The organism is Candidatus Azoamicus ciliaticola, assembly GCF_902860225.1.
Classification (GTDB): Bacteria; Pseudomonadota; Gammaproteobacteria; order UBA6186; family Azoamicaceae; genus Azoamicus; species Azoamicus ciliaticola.
On the sequence record NZ_LR794158.1, the window covers coordinates 186,196 to 202,018 of the forward strand.

Annotated in this window: 17 protein-coding genes, 2 tRNA genes and 1 pseudogene; 9 read left to right on the top strand and 11 right to left on the bottom strand. The window is 21.7% G+C overall.

What is annotated here, in order from left to right:
- Position 1 precedes the first annotated feature (1 nt).
- Genes lepB through acpS form a run of 3 tightly spaced genes read left to right on the top strand, consistent with a single transcriptional unit; the run spans position 2 to position 1,808 of the window.
- Positions 2–664, top strand: a complete 663-nt coding sequence (gene lepB, locus ESZ_RS01190; RefSeq protein WP_176604961.1) for a signal peptidase I — start codon at positions 2–4, stop codon at positions 662–664.
- Entirely contained in the window at positions 661–1,461 is an 801-nt protein-coding gene (locus ESZ_RS01195; RefSeq protein ID WP_176604962.1) for a GTPase, read from the top strand. Before lepB ends, ESZ_RS01195 begins: the two co-directional genes overlap by 4 nt.
- Positions 1,458–1,808, top strand: a complete 351-nt coding sequence (gene acpS, locus ESZ_RS01200; RefSeq protein WP_176604963.1) for a holo-ACP synthase — start codon at positions 1,458–1,460, stop codon at positions 1,806–1,808. The genes ESZ_RS01195 and acpS overlap by 4 nt, the downstream gene beginning before the upstream one ends.
- Here the strand turns inward: acpS and serS are convergent.
- Genes serS through ESZ_RS01220 form a run of 4 tightly spaced genes read right to left on the bottom strand, consistent with a single transcriptional unit; the run spans position 1,798 to position 6,722 of the window.
- Positions 1,798–3,063 carry a serine--tRNA ligase gene (serS, locus tag ESZ_RS01205; RefSeq protein ID WP_176604964.1) on the bottom strand — a complete coding sequence of 422 codons (1,266 nt, stop codon included), beginning with the start codon at positions 3,061–3,063 and terminating at the stop codon, positions 1,798–1,800. The two genes, acpS and serS, sit on opposite strands and share 11 nt — an antisense overlap.
- Positions 3,064–3,067: 4 nt before the next feature.
- The gene (locus tag ESZ_RS01210) at positions 3,068–3,460 is read right to left on the bottom strand and encodes a single-stranded DNA-binding protein (RefSeq protein WP_176604965.1); all 393 of its coding nucleotides are present in this window, start codon (positions 3,458–3,460) and stop codon (positions 3,068–3,070) included.
- Positions 3,461–3,467: 7 nt separating this feature from the next.
- Entirely contained in the window at positions 3,468–6,029 is a 2,562-nt protein-coding gene (secA, locus tag ESZ_RS01215; RefSeq protein WP_176604966.1) for a preprotein translocase subunit SecA, read from the bottom strand.
- A gap of 15 nt (positions 6,030–6,044) precedes the next feature.
- The gene (locus tag ESZ_RS01220) at positions 6,045–6,722 is read right to left on the bottom strand and encodes an MlaA family lipoprotein (RefSeq protein WP_176604967.1); all 678 of its coding nucleotides are present in this window, start codon (positions 6,720–6,722) and stop codon (positions 6,045–6,047) included.
- A gap of 229 nt (positions 6,723–6,951) precedes the next feature.
- Between ESZ_RS01220 and sohB the strand changes: the two genes are divergently transcribed.
- Complete coding sequence (gene sohB, locus ESZ_RS01225) at positions 6,952–7,917, top strand: protease SohB (protein ID WP_176604968.1); 966 nt, start codon at positions 6,952–6,954, stop codon at positions 7,915–7,917.
- Positions 7,918–7,924: 7 nt separating this feature from the next.
- Complete coding sequence (locus ESZ_RS01230) at positions 7,925–8,494, top strand: thymidine kinase (RefSeq protein WP_176604969.1); 570 nt, start codon at positions 7,925–7,927, stop codon at positions 8,492–8,494.
- A 14-nt stretch (positions 8,495–8,508) separates the two neighbouring features.
- On the opposite strand, the gene ESZ_RS01235 is transcribed toward ESZ_RS01230, so the two are convergent.
- Both ESZ_RS01235 and metG read right to left on the bottom strand, forming a co-directional pair.
- Complete coding sequence (locus ESZ_RS01235) at positions 8,509–8,790, bottom strand: ATP-binding protein (RefSeq protein ID WP_176604970.1); 282 nt, start codon at positions 8,788–8,790, stop codon at positions 8,509–8,511.
- Positions 8,787–10,406 carry a methionine--tRNA ligase gene (gene metG, locus ESZ_RS01240; RefSeq protein ID WP_176604971.1) on the bottom strand — a complete coding sequence of 540 codons (1,620 nt, stop codon included), beginning with the start codon at positions 10,404–10,406 and terminating at the stop codon, positions 8,787–8,789. The genes ESZ_RS01235 and metG overlap by 4 nt, the downstream gene beginning before the upstream one ends.
- A gap of 115 nt (positions 10,407–10,521) precedes the next feature.
- On the opposite strand from metG, the gene grxD reads away from it, so the two are divergent.
- The 4 genes from grxD (at position 10,522) to ESZ_RS01260 (ending at position 12,202) form a co-directional block, all read left to right on the top strand.
- Positions 10,522–10,830, top strand: coding sequence for a Grx4 family monothiol glutaredoxin (gene grxD, locus ESZ_RS01245; protein ID WP_176604972.1), 309 nt, complete (start codon positions 10,522–10,524; stop codon positions 10,828–10,830).
- A gap of 38 nt (positions 10,831–10,868) precedes the next feature.
- Positions 10,869–10,941, top strand: a tRNA-Val gene (locus ESZ_RS01250).
- Positions 10,942–10,956: 15 nt separating this feature from the next.
- Positions 10,957–11,030 (top strand) — tRNA-Asp (locus ESZ_RS01255).
- 17 nt (positions 11,031–11,047) lie between these two features.
- The gene (locus tag ESZ_RS01260; RefSeq protein ID WP_176604973.1) at positions 11,048–12,202 is read left to right on the top strand and encodes a SurA N-terminal domain-containing protein; all 1,155 of its coding nucleotides are present in this window, start codon (positions 11,048–11,050) and stop codon (positions 12,200–12,202) included.
- Here ESZ_RS01260 and ESZ_RS01265 read toward each other — a convergent pair.
- The 5 genes and pseudogenes from ESZ_RS01265 to ESZ_RS01285 all read right to left on the bottom strand — a co-directional run bounded on the left by ESZ_RS01265 (position 12,174) and on the right by ESZ_RS01285 (position 15,813).
- The gene (locus ESZ_RS01265; RefSeq protein WP_176604974.1) at positions 12,174–12,443 is read right to left on the bottom strand and encodes an FAD assembly factor SdhE; all 270 of its coding nucleotides are present in this window, start codon (positions 12,441–12,443) and stop codon (positions 12,174–12,176) included. The genes ESZ_RS01260 and ESZ_RS01265 overlap by 29 nt on opposite strands.
- Positions 12,444–12,446: 3 nt before the next feature.
- A complete protein-coding gene (lysS, locus tag ESZ_RS01270) occupies positions 12,447–13,880 on the bottom strand; it encodes a lysine--tRNA ligase (RefSeq protein WP_176604975.1) in 1,434 nt (477 codons plus the stop codon).
- Positions 13,881–13,888: 8 nt separating this feature from the next.
- Positions 13,889–14,881, bottom strand: a pseudogene (gene prfB, locus ESZ_RS01275) (peptide chain release factor 2); the annotation flags it as partial.
- Between the two features lie 111 nt (positions 14,882–14,992).
- Positions 14,993–15,508, bottom strand: coding sequence for a nitrous oxide reductase accessory protein NosL (locus ESZ_RS01280; protein ID WP_176604977.1), 516 nt, complete (start codon positions 15,506–15,508; stop codon positions 14,993–14,995).
- The gene (locus ESZ_RS01285) at positions 15,505–15,813 is read right to left on the bottom strand and encodes a hypothetical protein (protein WP_176604978.1); all 309 of its coding nucleotides are present in this window, start codon (positions 15,811–15,813) and stop codon (positions 15,505–15,507) included. The genes ESZ_RS01280 and ESZ_RS01285 overlap by 4 nt, the downstream gene beginning before the upstream one ends.
- Positions 15,814–15,823: the final 10 nt, after the last annotated feature.

Here is a 15,823-nt window from a genome sequence, read left to right on the forward strand (position 1 = left end):
TATGATTAAAAAATTGATTAAACATAAAAATATAATACTAATAATTATCACCATATTAATAATACGATCTTTTATTATTGAACCATTCAGAATACCATCAGGGTCAATGATCCCAACATTATTGCCGGGTGATTTTATTTTAGTAAATAAATTTTGTTATGGGATTAAAATACCTATAATTAATAAAAAAATATTAAATATAAATAAACCTCAAAAAGGTGATATAATAGTATTTATTCATAAAAATAAAAAAAAATATATAAAAAGAATAATAGGAATAGAAGGTGATAAACTAGAATATAAGAATAAAAAATTAAAAATTAATAACATAAAAATTAAAAACAAAAAGTTATCAAAAAATATAGATATAGATAAAATGTTTATAATTGAAACAGTTATATATAAAGAATTTTTAACGCCTCAAAAAGAATATAACATACAAAAATACGAAAATATAGAAAATTATAATACTGACATAGAAATAGAAATTCCTAAAAATTCATTTTTTGTTATGGGAGATAACAGAGATAATAGTGAAGATAGCAGAGCTTGGGGCTTTGTAAACGAAAAAGATTTAATAGGCAAAGCGATCATAATATGGGGTAGCATTGATCTAGATAATTATATAATAAGAAAAGATAGAATAATTAAAAAAATAAAATGAAAAAAAATACAATATTAATACTTGGAAAAACAAATGTAGGAAAATCTACGCTTATAAATAATTTATCCAAAGAAAAAATAAGCATAACAACACCTAAAAAAAATACTACTATACAGTGTATAACGAATAAAATAAATAAAAATATAACTATAATTGATACCCCAGGCCCAATAATAAAAAATGATGATAAAAATATAAATAAATTAATTTATGAATCAATAAATCAATCAACTAAATTATTAATAATTATTGATAAAATTTTCTTAAATTCAGAAGATTTTTTTATTCTCGAATTAACAAAAAAAATAAAAAAAGAAAAATTCTTATTAATTAATAAAATAGATAAATTTAAAAATAAATTATATCTAATACCATTTATAGAAAAAATTAAAAAAAAATATAAAACAATACAAGAAATAATACCAATCTCAAACAAAAAAAACATAAACATAACAGAAATAAATAAAATAATAAATGTAAATATAAATAAAAAAAATAAAAAAATAAAAAATTTAAACACATTTATATCAGAAACAATACGCGAAACATTATTAAATAAATTGGAAAAAGAAATACCTTACACAACCAAAATAAATATTTTAAATACCAAAATAAATAAGAATATTAAAACAACTATATTAGAGCTACTAGTAAAAAAACAAAGCCACAAAAAAATAATAATAGGTAAAAATGGTAAAAAAATAAATGAAATAATAGCAGATATAAAAAACAAATTAATTAAAAAATTAAAATACATAGAAAATATAAAAATAACAATAAACGTTAATAAAAAATGATAATAGGTATAGGAATAGATATTTTAGAAAAAAAAAGAATAACAAATATAAATAATAAATATGGTTATTTTTTTGAAAAAAAAATACTAAATAATATAGAAATTAATCAATGCAAAAATTCTAAAAAAAAAATAACAAATATAGCTAAATTATTTTCATTAAAAGAAGCTTTTATAAAATCATTAGGGACGGGGTTCATAAAAAATTTTTCATTTAAAAAAATAAAAATAAAACATACGAAACTAGGCAAACCTATTATTAAAAAAAAAAATATTAAGATCTACACCAGCATCTCTCACGAAAAAAATATAATAATAGCACTAGCAATAACAAAAATTAATAACTAATATTTTTCTTCCCATTCATATATTTTATTAAAACAGATGGTATAACAATATTACCAAAAGAATCAGAATAATTTTCTATAATTGCTAATAAAATTCTACCAATAGCTAACCCAGAACCATTTAAAATATGCGGTAAAAAATTTCTATTTTTTAAAATAAATTTTACATTCAATCTTCTTGACTGAAAAGTTTCAGTATTACTACAAGAAGAAACTTCTAAATATATTTTTCTTTTTGGCATCCAAACTTCTAAATCATATGTTTTAGAAGAAGTAAACCCAATATCTGAACCACACAAAGATAAAACTCTATAAGACAAATTTAAATCCTGCAATATACTTTCAGCATGAAAAACAAGTTCATCCAAAGCATCATAAGACTTATTTGGATCAACAATATTAACTAGCTCAACTTTATCAAATTGATGTTGCCTAATTATTCCTTTAACAAGATATCCATAATTACCTTTTTCTTTTCTAAAACACAATGTTTTAGAAACAAATTTTAAAGGCAAATCACAGTGATTAATATAAGAATTACAAACCAAGTTTGTTAAAACGACTTCTGCTGTAGGAATAAGCCATAAATCAGAATCTAAAATATTAAATTGATCATCATGAAATTTAGGAAAATGTCCAGAACAATACATAGACTTACCATTTACTATAACAGGAGAATAAATCTCTTTATAACCATGTAAAAATATATGTTTATCTAACATATAATTTCCTATTGCTCTATGCAACTCAGCAAGATCATTTTTCAAAATAACAAAACCGGACCCAGAAATATTGGCGGCCAAATCAAAATCCAAAAACGATTTATTAGATTCAAAATCTTTAAACAAATCTTTATTAAATAAAAAATTATCATTTAAAAAAGTTCTAACTTCTAAATTATCTGAAGCCGATTTTCCAATTGGTACTGAATTATGTAATAAATTAGGAATGTTAGATAAAAATAAATTAAAATCATCATCAAGAACTTTTAATTTAGCACTCTTGTCAAAGATAATATTTTTTAATTTTTTAATTTTTATAATTAAAAAACTAAAAAATAAAAAATAATCTTTATAATTACTAACTAAATAAGACATAAAATTATGCTCACGTTGTAACAAATAAACTTCCGTTCTTAAAACTCTAATTCTATAGTAATAACTAAAAAATAAATTATAATCAAAATCAAAACCTCTTTTGGTAAAATTTTTAATAACAAAATCTTTATTATATTTTAACAAATTAAAATTAATCATAAAATTAAAAAGGTATATTATCTTTATTATTTATATCATTTTGATAAATATTATTATCAGTTTTTTCAACTTTAGTTTCAAACGTTAATAATCTAAGAATGGAAACATTTATTTCAACATATTCTTTAGATTTAGTCTTAACTGTTCTAAAAGAACCTTCTATATAAACCTTATGTCCTTTTTTTAAATAATCTTTAGCAGATTCAGCAAAATTACCATATAAAACAGCTTTATACCATTCGGTTTTTTTTGAAAAATATCCTGTTTTTAAATCTTTTTTAGAAATTGATGTAGCAATACTAAATGAAATAACAGGGACACCATCAGAAATATATCTTAATTCTGGGTCTGCTCCTAAACGCCCTATTAAAATAGCTTTATTAATATCATCAAACATAAAAAAACTAAAACTCCTTACCATGACAATGTTTATATTTTTTACCAGATTTACAATGACATAAAGAATTTCTACCAATTTTTATTTTTTTCTTTTCAATAATACCATTTTCAGAATTATGATTAAAATTTAAACTATTAAAATCTACTCCAGAATTCAATTCATCATTAACAACAATATTATTAATTGGAAATTTTAAAAAAAGCAATGTAAATTCATACTTAGCTAATTTCAACATTTCTTCAAACAACAAGAAAGATTCTTTTTTATATTCTTGTTTAGGATCTTGATTAGCATAACCACGCAAATGAATTCCTTTTTTTAAATAATCTAAATTTAATAAATGTTCTCTCCATTTAACATCCAAAACATTTAAAAACAATACTCTTTCAAAAAAATTAAAAATCTTATCCTCAATTAACATCTTTTTATCAAAATAACATTTTTTTAAATAATCAACTAAATTAGATTTAAATAAATCTAAATTTTCACTATATTTTTCAATAAATTTAAAATTTAATCCAAATTCCAAATTAAACTTTTTAACAAGCTCATCAAATTGAAAAAAATCTAAAGAAAAAAACTTATCACAAAACAAGTTAATAACATCTAAAAATAAGCTATTTAAAATAATCGAAATATCATCATTTAAAATAATAAAATTTCTATAATTGTAAAATACAATTCTTTGCTCATTAAAAATGTCATCAAATTCCAATAATTGTTTTCTAATTTCAAAATTATGCGCTTCTACTTTTTTTTGTGCATTCTCTATAGATTTACTAATTAAATTATGGCTTATAACATCATCTTTAGCAATATTAAGTTTGCTTATCAATGAAATAAAATTATCACCAATAAAAATGCGAACCAAATCATCTTCTAATGATAAATAAAATTGTGAAGAACCAGGATCCCCTTGTCTGCCACACCTACCTCTCAACTGATTATCTATACGCCTAGATTCATGACGTTCTGTACCTATAACACGTAATCCGCCTAATTTAACAACAGCATCATAAGAATCACACCCCTTTAAAGATAAAACATGTCCACCCAAAACTATATCTGTGCCTCTGCCAGCCATATTAGTAGCAATTGTAACACTACCGAATCTACCTGCTTCAGAGACTATATGTGATTCTAATTCATGATTTTTAGCATTTAAAACATTATGCTTAATATTAATTTTAGTTAACAAATCTGACAAAAATTCCGATGCGGCTATAGATATAGTTCCAACTAAAACAGGGTTACCCAAAGAATGACTTTTCTTTATATCATTTATAACAGCTTTAAATTTAATATCTTTTTCTAAAAAAATTAAATCAGATTCATCTACTCTAATGCATTTTTTATTAGTAGGTATAACGACAACTTCTAATCCATATATATTGTTAAATTCAGACGCCTCTGTATATGCAGTTCCTGTCATACCAGACAAAAATTCATATAATCTGAAATAATTTTGAAAAGTTATAGACGCTAAAACTTGATTTTCACTCCTTATAGATACATTTTCTTTTGCTTCCAATGCTTGATGCAACCCATCACTCCATCGCCTGCCATCCATAACTCTACCCGTATGTTCATCTATTATCAAAATAAAATCATCTTTAACTAAATAATCAACATCTTTTTTTAAAAAATAAATAGCTTTTAAAGCAGAATTAATGTCATGCAATAAATTTATATTAGAAATCTCATATAAAATAGAATCATTACTTAATAATTCAAATTTTTTAAAAAAAAATTCTAATTTAATAAACCCTTCTTCAGTTAATTGAACTTGCTTATTTTTTTCATCCAACAAAAAATCAATATTATTAGACAATAACTTGGCTATTTTATTTAAATGTAAATAAATTTTACTATCAAACTTATCTGGCAAAGAAATAATAAGTGGTGTTCTAGCTTCATCAATTAAAATAGAATCAACTTCATCAATTATAACATAGGTTAAATCGTTTTGTACTTTATCTTCTTTACTTAAAACTATATTATCTTTTAAATAATCAAACCCAAATTCACTACATGTACCATAAACAACATTAGATTTATAAGCATTTTTTTTGTCATTAACTGACATGCCAGCAATCAAAACATCTACACTAACACCTAAAAAATCATAAATTGGTTTCATCCAATTAGCATCTCGCTTAGCCAAATAATCATTAACAGTAACAACATGTATGGACATTCCAAATAAGGAAAATAAACATACAGGTAATGTAGCTATTAATGTTTTACCTTCTCCTGTTGCAACTTCTATAATTTTATTATCATAAATTGCTATACCGCCTAAAATTTGTACGTCAAAATGCCTTAATTTCAAAACTCTAAACGAAACTTCCCTAACTATAGCGTAAACCATTGGTAATATATCTTCAAATACATCTACTTGCTTAAAAGAACTTTTTAAAGAAAAAAAATTATTTTTTAAATCACAATCAGACATATTAACTAAATCAAGACCTATATTATTAACTTTAAATAATATTTTATTATATTTTTTTAAAGTTCTATCATTTTTAGAACCAAAAATAGTCCTCAAAACATCAAAAAACATCTATACCTCATTAAATTAATCAGGTGGATCAATAAACAAACTATCAATATCAAGATTAAAAACAGACTCAAGATTTTGAATATATATATCTTTCAAAAAAGTATAACCATCTAACATAACAGAATGAAAAAAATTAACATCAAAAAAAACAACACTTTTCTTATTTAAAACTTCAAAAAAATAATAAAAAAACACACAATCAAAAAAATAAAAAAATGGATTAACAAGATGCGAAATTAATAATCCAAAATTAAAATACAATGTACTTGGGCCAATAATTGGTGTAATCATATAAATAATATCTTTATTTTCTAATGAAAATAAATACGCCTGAAAATCAAAATTGATATAATTTTTATTATAAAACATAGCAACGTCTAAAAATCCTAAAAATCCAAAATAAAAATTTAAAAAAAATCTATGGAAACTATTTATAATGTCATCACAATTAGATTTAATTAAAAAAAAGCAAACATTATTAAATTCAGACATGGTTTTAAAAAAATTTTCAAAACCTTTATCTAAGACAGATGGACATACCTTAATATAAATAGTTAAATTAGGATTTAAAAATGATTTATCAAATCCTCTATTAAAAGCATAAATTCTTCTATTAAAAGAATCATCAACTTTTAAATTAGATAAATTTAAAAAACAAAAATAAATAAAAATTAAAAAACACAAAATACGCATAAAATGAAAAAAATCACAATAATACAAATATTAATAATAATAATAATAATAATAATAATACAAATATTAATCAAAAATTTATAACAACTTTAAAAAATAAAATCAACACACATATTTAAAAATAGCATATTTTATAGCACTAATAAAAATAAAATAAAATAAAATATGTATGTAAAAAATATAAATTATTAATATATACATTAAAAAATAATAAAATATAGGATTTAAAATGGCAAATATATTGACAGACTATACAATTTTTTTTTTAAAAATAATAACAATAATAATATTATTATTGCTTACAATAATAACTTGTTTAATTATAATAAAAAACAAAGATAATAAATACATTGAAATTAAAAATATAAATAAAAAATATATAACATTAAAAAAAATGTTTTTATCAGAAATATTAAAAAAAACAGAGAAAAAAAACATAATTAAAAACATAAATAAAGAAGAAAAAATAATAAAAACTAAAAATTTATTTATATTAAATTTCAATGGAGATATTAATGCTAGTGATATAAATAATTTAAAAGACATACTATCTATACTTATATTAAATAAAAAATATGTTGACGAAGTACTAATAAAATTAACAAGTAACGGTGGTATAGTAACAAACTACGGACTAGCTGCCACTCAATTAAAAAGATTAAAAAATGAAAACATAAATTTAACCATATCTATAGACACTATAGCCGCAAGTGGAGGATATATGATGGCATGCGTTGCAAATAAAATAATAGCATCACATTTTTCTATAATAGGATCTATAGGTGTATTAGGGATAATACCAAATATAAATAAAATGTTAAATAAAAATAATATAGAAATAGAATATCATACATCAGGAAAATACAAAAAAACTTTAAGTGTGATAGGGGAAAACACAGAAATAGGCAGAAAAAAATTTATAGAATCATTGGAAAATACACACTTTTTATTCAAAAATTTTGTTAAAGAAAATAGATCACAAATAAATATAGATGAAATAGCTACCGGTGAATATTGGTATGGCATAGATGCTTTGAAATTAAATTTAATAGATAAAATACAAACAAGCGATGAATATATAATGGAAAATTTAAATAATACAAAAATTTATGAAATAAAATTAAACGAAAAAACAAACATTAAAAATAAAATTAAAGAAAACATTCACAATATTTTATTTAACATATTAAATTAATGAAAATATGGCTAAATTATATTATTTCACATCAACTATGAATGCAGGAAAAACAACACAACTGCTACAGTTTAATTATAATTGCATTAAAAAAAATATAAATACATTAACATTTATATCAACATTAAAAAATAAAAAAAATTGTATAAGATCTAGGGTAGGGTTAAAAAACTTAGCAATACCAATAAACAATAAAATAAATATATATAAATACATAGAAAAATATAAACATATGACAAAATACATATTTATAGATGAAGTACAATTCTTAACAAAAAAACAAATATACGAAATCATCACAATTGTGGATAAACTAAAAATCAATGTTATAACATATGGATTAAAAACAGATTTTAAATTAAAATTATTTACAGCAAGTAAATATTTAATATCTTTATCAGATAAAATTTTTGAAATAGAAGCTTTATGTAAATGCGGAAAAAAAGCCATAGCAAATGCAAGAATAAATAAATTTGGTAAAAAAATAACACAAGGTAAACAAATAAATTTAAATAAAAAAATATATATTCCTACATGCAGATATCATTATTTTAATTTTATCGATAAAAAAAAATAACTAAATAAAAATTATTAACTTCTAAAATAACTGGTATAATTTTTATTATACAATGTTTTTTTTATACACAATCTATCCTTAAAAACATATTTATTAATTTTTAAATCACTTTTAACTTTATAAAATTCTACAGCATTTACAGGACAAATATAAAAACATTTAAAACAATCAACACATCCAGAATCTAAAATTAAATAATATCCATTAATATTTTTTTTTATTGTATGTGTAGGACAACAATCCAAACAATTATTGCAAAAAACACATCTATTATTTATAAAAAAAACATAATTCATGAAAATTTAACAATATCACAAATATCAATTTTTTTGTAAACGTGGATATATTTCTTTATACTAAAATTAACAATAGGTTTTTGTATCAAATTAAAATTAATATCATTTAAATTTAAAATATACGCAAATCTATCTAACAAATCTGGTAGGATTGGCTTAATATAAAAAAGCAAAATAACAAATAAATTTAACGCTGTAGTACATACACCATTTGCTCTATAAAATGTACTAGAATCTTTTAATAAAAGCCAAGGTTTTTCTCTATCTAAATAAATATTTATAAAATCGGCATATTTCATAATAAAAGAAATAACCTTAGAATATAATCTTTTAGAATACAAATCTTGAATAATTGGCCAAAAACTTAAAAACTCTAAAAACATATTTTTATCCAAAATATCTAAAGCTAATTCACAATTAAAATTATTACATACAATATTTATACATCTACTACCTATATTAACAAATTTAGAAATTAAATCAGAATTTATTTTTTCTACAAAATCTTCAATTTTAAAATCAACATCCAAAAAAGAATCATTTAATTTAGAAGCAAAATAATATCTAATGAAATCTGATTCATAAAAATTAAAAAAATCATCTACATTAAATAAAGTGCCAGACGACTTAGACATTTTTTTACCATTCATGGTCAAAAAACCATGAACAAAAACATCCGACGGAATATTTAAAAAACATCCATTTAAAAAAGCAGGCCAAAATAAAGTATGAAAATATATAATATCTTTACCTATAAAATGAACAAATTTATACTCTGATTCAGGCAATAAAAAAATATTAAATTGTAAGTTATTATTTAAACAATAATTATAAAGTGAAGAAAAATATCCAATTGGAGCATCAAGCCAAACATAAAAAAACTTATAATAATCACAAGGAATTTTAAATCCAAAATATGGTATATCACGAGATATATTCCAGGCAAGCAATCCAGAATTAAACCATTCTAATAACTTATTTACAACATTTTTTTGAGACAATTTTGAAATCCAAGTTTCTAAAAAAAATCTAAATTTTTCTAAATTAAAAAAATAATGATTAGAAAAAATTTTACTTGGTTTACATCCACTTAAAATAGAAATTGGGTCTATTAAATCTGTAGCATCGTATTTAAAACTACACTTTTCACAAACATCACCAAACTGATCACTAGAATAACACTTAGGACACACACCCTTAACGTATCTATCTGGTAAAAAAATTTTCTTTTCATCATCGTACAATTGTAGGACATTAGACTCAAATATAAAATCATTAAATTTCAAAATATTAAAAAAACGTCTAGAAAAAAATTCATTTTCATAAGAATGTGTATAATGAAAACAATCAAAATCAATACGAATATTATACAGATCTTTTAAATGTAATAATCTATAAAAATTTAATAAAAAATTAATAGACATTTTTTCATTAATAGATTTAAGCATAATAGGCGTGCCATGACAATCATCGCCAGAAACATAGACACAAAAATTATTAACAAGTTTATTATATCTAGAAAATATATCTACCTGAATAAATTCCATAATATGCCCCATATGTAGAGCACCATTAGCATAAGGTAAAGCAGAGGTTAAAAAAAATCTTTCAGACATTTAAAAAAAATAAAAAAATAACACTTACATAAATATACAATAAATACTTTAAAAAAAGCAATTGATATTTAAATTTTTTTTTTTTAAAATAAATTAAAATTATATTCAAAATAGTATGTCAGAAATAATTCAAACCATAGAAAAACAAATTAAAAATAATAAAACAATAATTTATATAAAAGGCACACCAGAAAATCCAATGTGTGGTTTCTCGGCGCAAGCAATTCATATATTAAATGAATTAAAAATAAATTACGCATACGTAGATGTGTTGGAAAATCAAGATATAAGACAAAATTTACCCAAATATTCAAAATGGCCAACATTTCCACAACTTTTTCACAAAGAAAAATTAATAGGTGGAGCAGATATAATATCAGAATTACATAAAAATAATAAACTTTTAACAACTTTGAGTAAATAATTATTGACAAAAAAAAAATATAAATATAATTTATATATGGGTGCTTAGCTCAGTTGGTAGAGCGCCGCCTTTACACGGCGAGGGTCGTGGGTTCGAGTCCCTCAGTACCCAATTATTAATAGAAATGGAGCGGTAGTTCAGTTGGCTAGAACATCGGCCTGTCACGCCGAAGATCACGGGTTCAAATCCCGTCCGCTTCGAAAAAAAAAAAACAAAAATGAATATAAAAAGCATAACAACATGGATAATAATAACATTATTATCATTATCACTAGCAATCACAACGATAACGAACCCAATTCAAAAAGAAAAAAAAAATATTAATAAAATAGACTCTTTTATAATAACAAAAAACGAAATAGAAAATATATTAAACAAAATAAAAAACATATACCCATCATTAACAAAAATAGAAAATGTAAATTCAATCCTAGAAAAAAAATTAATAGAACATATAACATCAAATATTAAATTTAAAAAAACAGCCATTACATGTGAAAAAAAAGAACTTGTGTATTTAATAAAAAAGTCAAAAATTTTTCAAAACAATGGTAATTTTTCAGAAGAAAAATACAAAAAATATTTAGAAAAACAAAAAATAAGTGAAAATACACTACAAAAACATATTAAAACGTTATCAGAAAATGCAAAAATAACTAAATTAAAAAAAAAATATGAAAATGAAAATATTAAAACACATAATTTACCACACACATACACATATTTAGAAAAAAATAAATACAAATTAATATCAAAAAAAAAATTAATACAAAATACAAAAATTAAAAAAGATTTTATAACATTTGAAAAAAAACATATAGAAAACTATAAAATAGCCACAATATATAAAATACTATATGAAAATGTAAATAATAAAACAAATAAATATATTTTAGTGTATCAAAATGATATAAATGAAAAAATATTAAAATTAATAAATAAAAACGAAAAAACAATATCTCTACTAACTAAACATGGAAATTTTTTAATAAAAAAAATAAATATAATTAAACAAAAGTTAAATAAAAAAACATACAAAAAAGATTTAATAAATAAATACAAAACGTTCAAAATTAAAAAACTTATTAAAAATAAGGAAAAAAATATAAAAAGTATAGGACAAGAAAAAATAGTTTTCACATCAGCAAAATGTAAAAAAAACTATACACTAACTAACATAAAAAAAAATGACATTACAAAAAATAAAAACGGTATAATAATAATTGAAAAAAAATATAACAAAAAATTAAAAATAATAAATAACAAAAAATTAAAAATAATAAAAGAAATTATTGAAAGCAAAAAACAAAATTTAAAAAAAATGCTAATAAACACAAATCATTTCAATGAAAATCAAACATATTTGTGGTAATAATAATTTTTTCAATTACGTTATAAAATTTTAAAGTATTAGTGTGATTTTTTTTCACTAACCAAGAATACAAATTATTGTCAGATTCAAGCAAAAAATCATAAAAATTTTTTTTAAATTGTAGATCTAAATCATAATATCTAACGTCTAAAAAATTTAATAAAATAACATCCAATTCTAACATTCCACGTCTACAATTCAAAAAAAACAAAGAAAATTCTTTTTTATCAAATTCATTCATAATTTATTTATGCCTCATTAAAGGGAAGAATAAAACATCTTTAATAGATAAAGAATTAGTAAATAACATAACTAATCTATCTATACCTATGCCTTCCCCAGCTGTAGGTGGTAATCCATACATCAAAGAATTTATATAATCTGCATCATATTTTAAATTAACATCATCATTTAATGCTAATTGCTTTAAAAATCTATTAGATTGATCTGTAGGATCATTAAGCTCTGAAAAACCATTTGCAATTTCTTTACCACAAATATATAATTCAAATCGCTCAACTAATAAAGAGCTATCATCTTTGCATCTAGCTAAAGGAGAAATTTCTATAGGATAATATAAAATAAATGTAGGAAAAAATAAATTTTTTTCAACAAAAACATCGAACAACTTAACATGAAAATCACTAATGCTAAATTTTTCATCGAAATCTATATTTTTTTCTTTAAAAAAAACAATTAAAAAATTAAAATCATTTAAATCTTTTAAAGAAATACCAGAATATTTAACAATTGAATCAAAAAAACTAATTTGATCAAATTTTTTAGAAAAATCTATTAAAAAATTGTTATATTCAATAAACAATTTTCCGGTTAAAGAAAATGCCACATACTTAAATAAATTCTGAGTTAAAAGGATTAAATCTTTATAATTAGAATACGCTTGATAAAACTCTATCATAGTAAATTCTGGATTATGTTTAACGGAAATACCTTCATTTCTAAAACTTTTACCTATTTCAAAAACCTTTTCGAATCCTCCAACTATCAATCTTTTTAAATACAATTCAGGCGAAACTCTTAAATATAATTTATTTCCCAAATAATTATGATACGTTTCAAATGGTTTTGCATCAGCTCCTCCTATAATACTTTGCATTATTGGAGTTTCAACTTCTAAATAATCACGTTTATAAAAAAATTGTCTTATTAAATATAAAATCTTAGATCTAATAATAAATTTCTTCTTTGATTCATCATTAACCATTAAATCTAAATATCTATATCTATAACAAAGTTCTTTATCAACCAATCCTTCCCATTTATCAGGAAACGACTTAAAATTTTTAGATAAAACATTGAAAAACAAAACTTTAATAGAAATTTCTCCACTATGAGTTCTAAATAATTTTCCCTCTACATGTATTAAATCGCCTAAATTTAAATTATACATAATTTCATAATAAGATTGTAAAACATAAGAACTTAAATATAGTTGAATATTACCAGAAAAATCTCTCAACTCTAAAAAAGAAGCTTTACCCATAACTCTTTTTCTAAAAACTCTACCACAAATAGAAAAAATTTTTTCATTTAAAAATTTTTCATCAAATTCTTTTCTAGAAAAAATAATAAACAATTTACTTATAATTAAACGTTTTTTTATTTTATTAGGATAATTACAAATATTTTTTTTTTCACAAAAACTTTTTACTTCCATAAACAAAACTATTTAAAATAAAACAAAGAATAAATAAATGGATCTAAATATCCATTTAAAACCAAATCAACATTATAAATTTCCAAATTAGTTCTTAAATCCTTAATAATACATTTATCAAAAAAATAAGACCTTATTTGATTACCCCAAGATATAGACAACTTATTTTTTTCACATGCTTCTTTATTTTTTTTTTCTTCTAAAAAATAATATTCTTTAAGTTTAGAATGCAATTGTTTAAGCGCTTGTGCTTTATTTTTATGCTGAGATCTTTCAGACTGACATTGAACCACAAGTTTTGTTGGTAAATGTGTCATTCTAACAGCAGAATCAGTTGTATTAACATGTTGTCCTCCAGCACCACTAGACCTAAAAGTTTCTATTTTAAGATCACAATCAAAAATTTTCACACTAGAATCACATTCTAAAATAGGATAAACAAACACAGAAGAAAATGATGTATGTCTTTTATTATTAGAATCAAACGGAGATTTTCTAACTAATCTATGAACGCCACTTTCACCTTTTAAAAATCCAAAAGCATATTTACCAATAATTCTTATAGAAACATTTTTTATACCAGAAATATCACCATATGATATAGCATCTATAATATATGAAAAACCATTTTTATTAACCCAAGAAGTATACATTTTTAATAAAATACTACACCAATCTTGAGCATCCACACCACCTGACCCGGAATTAATTTCTAAAAATGCATCCATATGATCTCTATCTGAAATAAAAATAATTTCTTTTTCAAAATCTAAAAATTCACTCTCTATTTTTTTAAAATTAAATAACAAATTATTCAATAAATCTAAATCCTGATCGGATTTACATAAATTATAAAAATCTAAAATATCAGTAAGTTCATTAAAAAAATAATCACACTTACTTATTTTTTTTAATAAGATAGATTTTTCTATTAAAATCTTATCATAATCCAAAAAAGATTCAAAAGAATAATCTTTGTTGCTTAATAAAGAATTAATTTCATTAAAACGTACTAACAAACTATCATATTCAAAGATACACCATTAATTTTTTCAATCTATCTTTAAATTTCAAAATATCATCCAAAAAAATAGAATTTTGCATAAATTAAGTCAATTAATAGCCCTGTTTTTTAACAAATTACTACTTATAGACAATACATTAGTATCTATATCACTAAATTTAACTATTTTACCACCATATAAATTAAAAAAAATATTGGCAAACTCATAATTACTAAAAGGAACATATGTTAAACCCATAGCTCCATCCTTATTACTATCTATTACATAAAACGCATCTGATGCTAAAATCCACTTATCTACATAAGAACCCCATTCTATATTAGAAAAATCCTGAACATAAAACGCTAAAACCTGTTTACCTCTAACTCTATCTAAGCTATCATAAAAAGCTTCTCTAACTTCACAATAAAATGACCTTTTACTATCTTTCCACACAATTTGCGCTTTTGGCCCATTATAATTAACTATAATCATGCTATCATTTGCGCATATTTCACTTCTTGATAAATCATGTGGTTTTGAATCATACGGTCCTTTCTTAAATAAAAAAAAATTTAAAAAAAATAAAATACACAAAAAAATTAAAAAATAGAAAATTCTCATATATCTGTTACACCATCACTTAACAATTTTTTACATTTATCATATAAACCATTATAAGTATTATAAATTAGCAAAACATAATCAAAATCTTTTTTTGTTACGATAACACCATTAACAGTTGTGCCAATAAGCATATTAACTTTTTCTGGATCATCTGTATTATAAATACTTCTAATATTTTTTTTAATATTTAAAACTTCCTCAAATGCAATTAAAGTATCTCTAATTATTTTATTTTCTTTCATTTCAGCGCTAAAATATTTATAAGATTTACTTTTCAAAAAAAATTCATCATCAGATACCATAAATTCCTCT

Coding starts and splice junctions, on each gene's coding strand:
- lepB (WP_176604961.1), top strand. CDS start 2: ATGATTAAAAAATTGATTAAACATAAAAATATAATACTAATAATTATC.
- ESZ_RS01195 (WP_176604962.1), top strand. CDS start 661: ATGAAAAAAAATACAATATTAATACTTGGAAAAACAAATGTAGGAAAA.
- acpS (WP_176604963.1), top strand. CDS start 1,458: ATGATAATAGGTATAGGAATAGATATTTTAGAAAAAAAAAGAATAACA.
- serS (WP_176604964.1), bottom strand. CDS start 3,063: ATGATTAATTTTAATTTGTTAAAATATAATAAAGATTTTGTTATTAAA.
- ESZ_RS01210 (WP_176604965.1), bottom strand. CDS start 3,460: ATGTTTGATGATATTAATAAAGCTATTTTAATAGGGCGTTTAGGAGCA.
- secA (WP_176604966.1), bottom strand. CDS start 6,029: ATGTTTTTTGATGTTTTGAGGACTATTTTTGGTTCTAAAAATGATAGA.
- ESZ_RS01220 (WP_176604967.1), bottom strand. CDS start 6,722: ATGCGTATTTTGTGTTTTTTAATTTTTATTTATTTTTGTTTTTTAAAT.
- sohB (WP_176604968.1), top strand. CDS start 6,952: ATGGCAAATATATTGACAGACTATACAATTTTTTTTTTAAAAATAATA.
- ESZ_RS01230 (WP_176604969.1), top strand. CDS start 7,925: ATGGCTAAATTATATTATTTCACATCAACTATGAATGCAGGAAAAACA.
- ESZ_RS01235 (WP_176604970.1), bottom strand. CDS start 8,790: ATGAATTATGTTTTTTTTATAAATAATAGATGTGTTTTTTGCAATAAT.
- metG (WP_176604971.1), bottom strand. CDS start 10,406: ATGTCTGAAAGATTTTTTTTAACCTCTGCTTTACCTTATGCTAATGGT.
- grxD (WP_176604972.1), top strand. CDS start 10,522: ATGTCAGAAATAATTCAAACCATAGAAAAACAAATTAAAAATAATAAA.
- ESZ_RS01260 (WP_176604973.1), top strand. CDS start 11,048: ATGAATATAAAAAGCATAACAACATGGATAATAATAACATTATTATCA.
- ESZ_RS01265 (WP_176604974.1), bottom strand. CDS start 12,443: ATGAATGAATTTGATAAAAAAGAATTTTCTTTGTTTTTTTTGAATTGT.
- lysS (WP_176604975.1), bottom strand. CDS start 13,880: ATGGAAGTAAAAAGTTTTTGTGAAAAAAAAAATATTTGTAATTATCCT.
- ESZ_RS01280 (WP_176604977.1), bottom strand. CDS start 15,508: ATGAGAATTTTCTATTTTTTAATTTTTTTGTGTATTTTATTTTTTTTA.
- ESZ_RS01285 (WP_176604978.1), bottom strand. CDS start 15,813: ATGGTATCTGATGATGAATTTTTTTTGAAAAGTAAATCTTATAAATAT.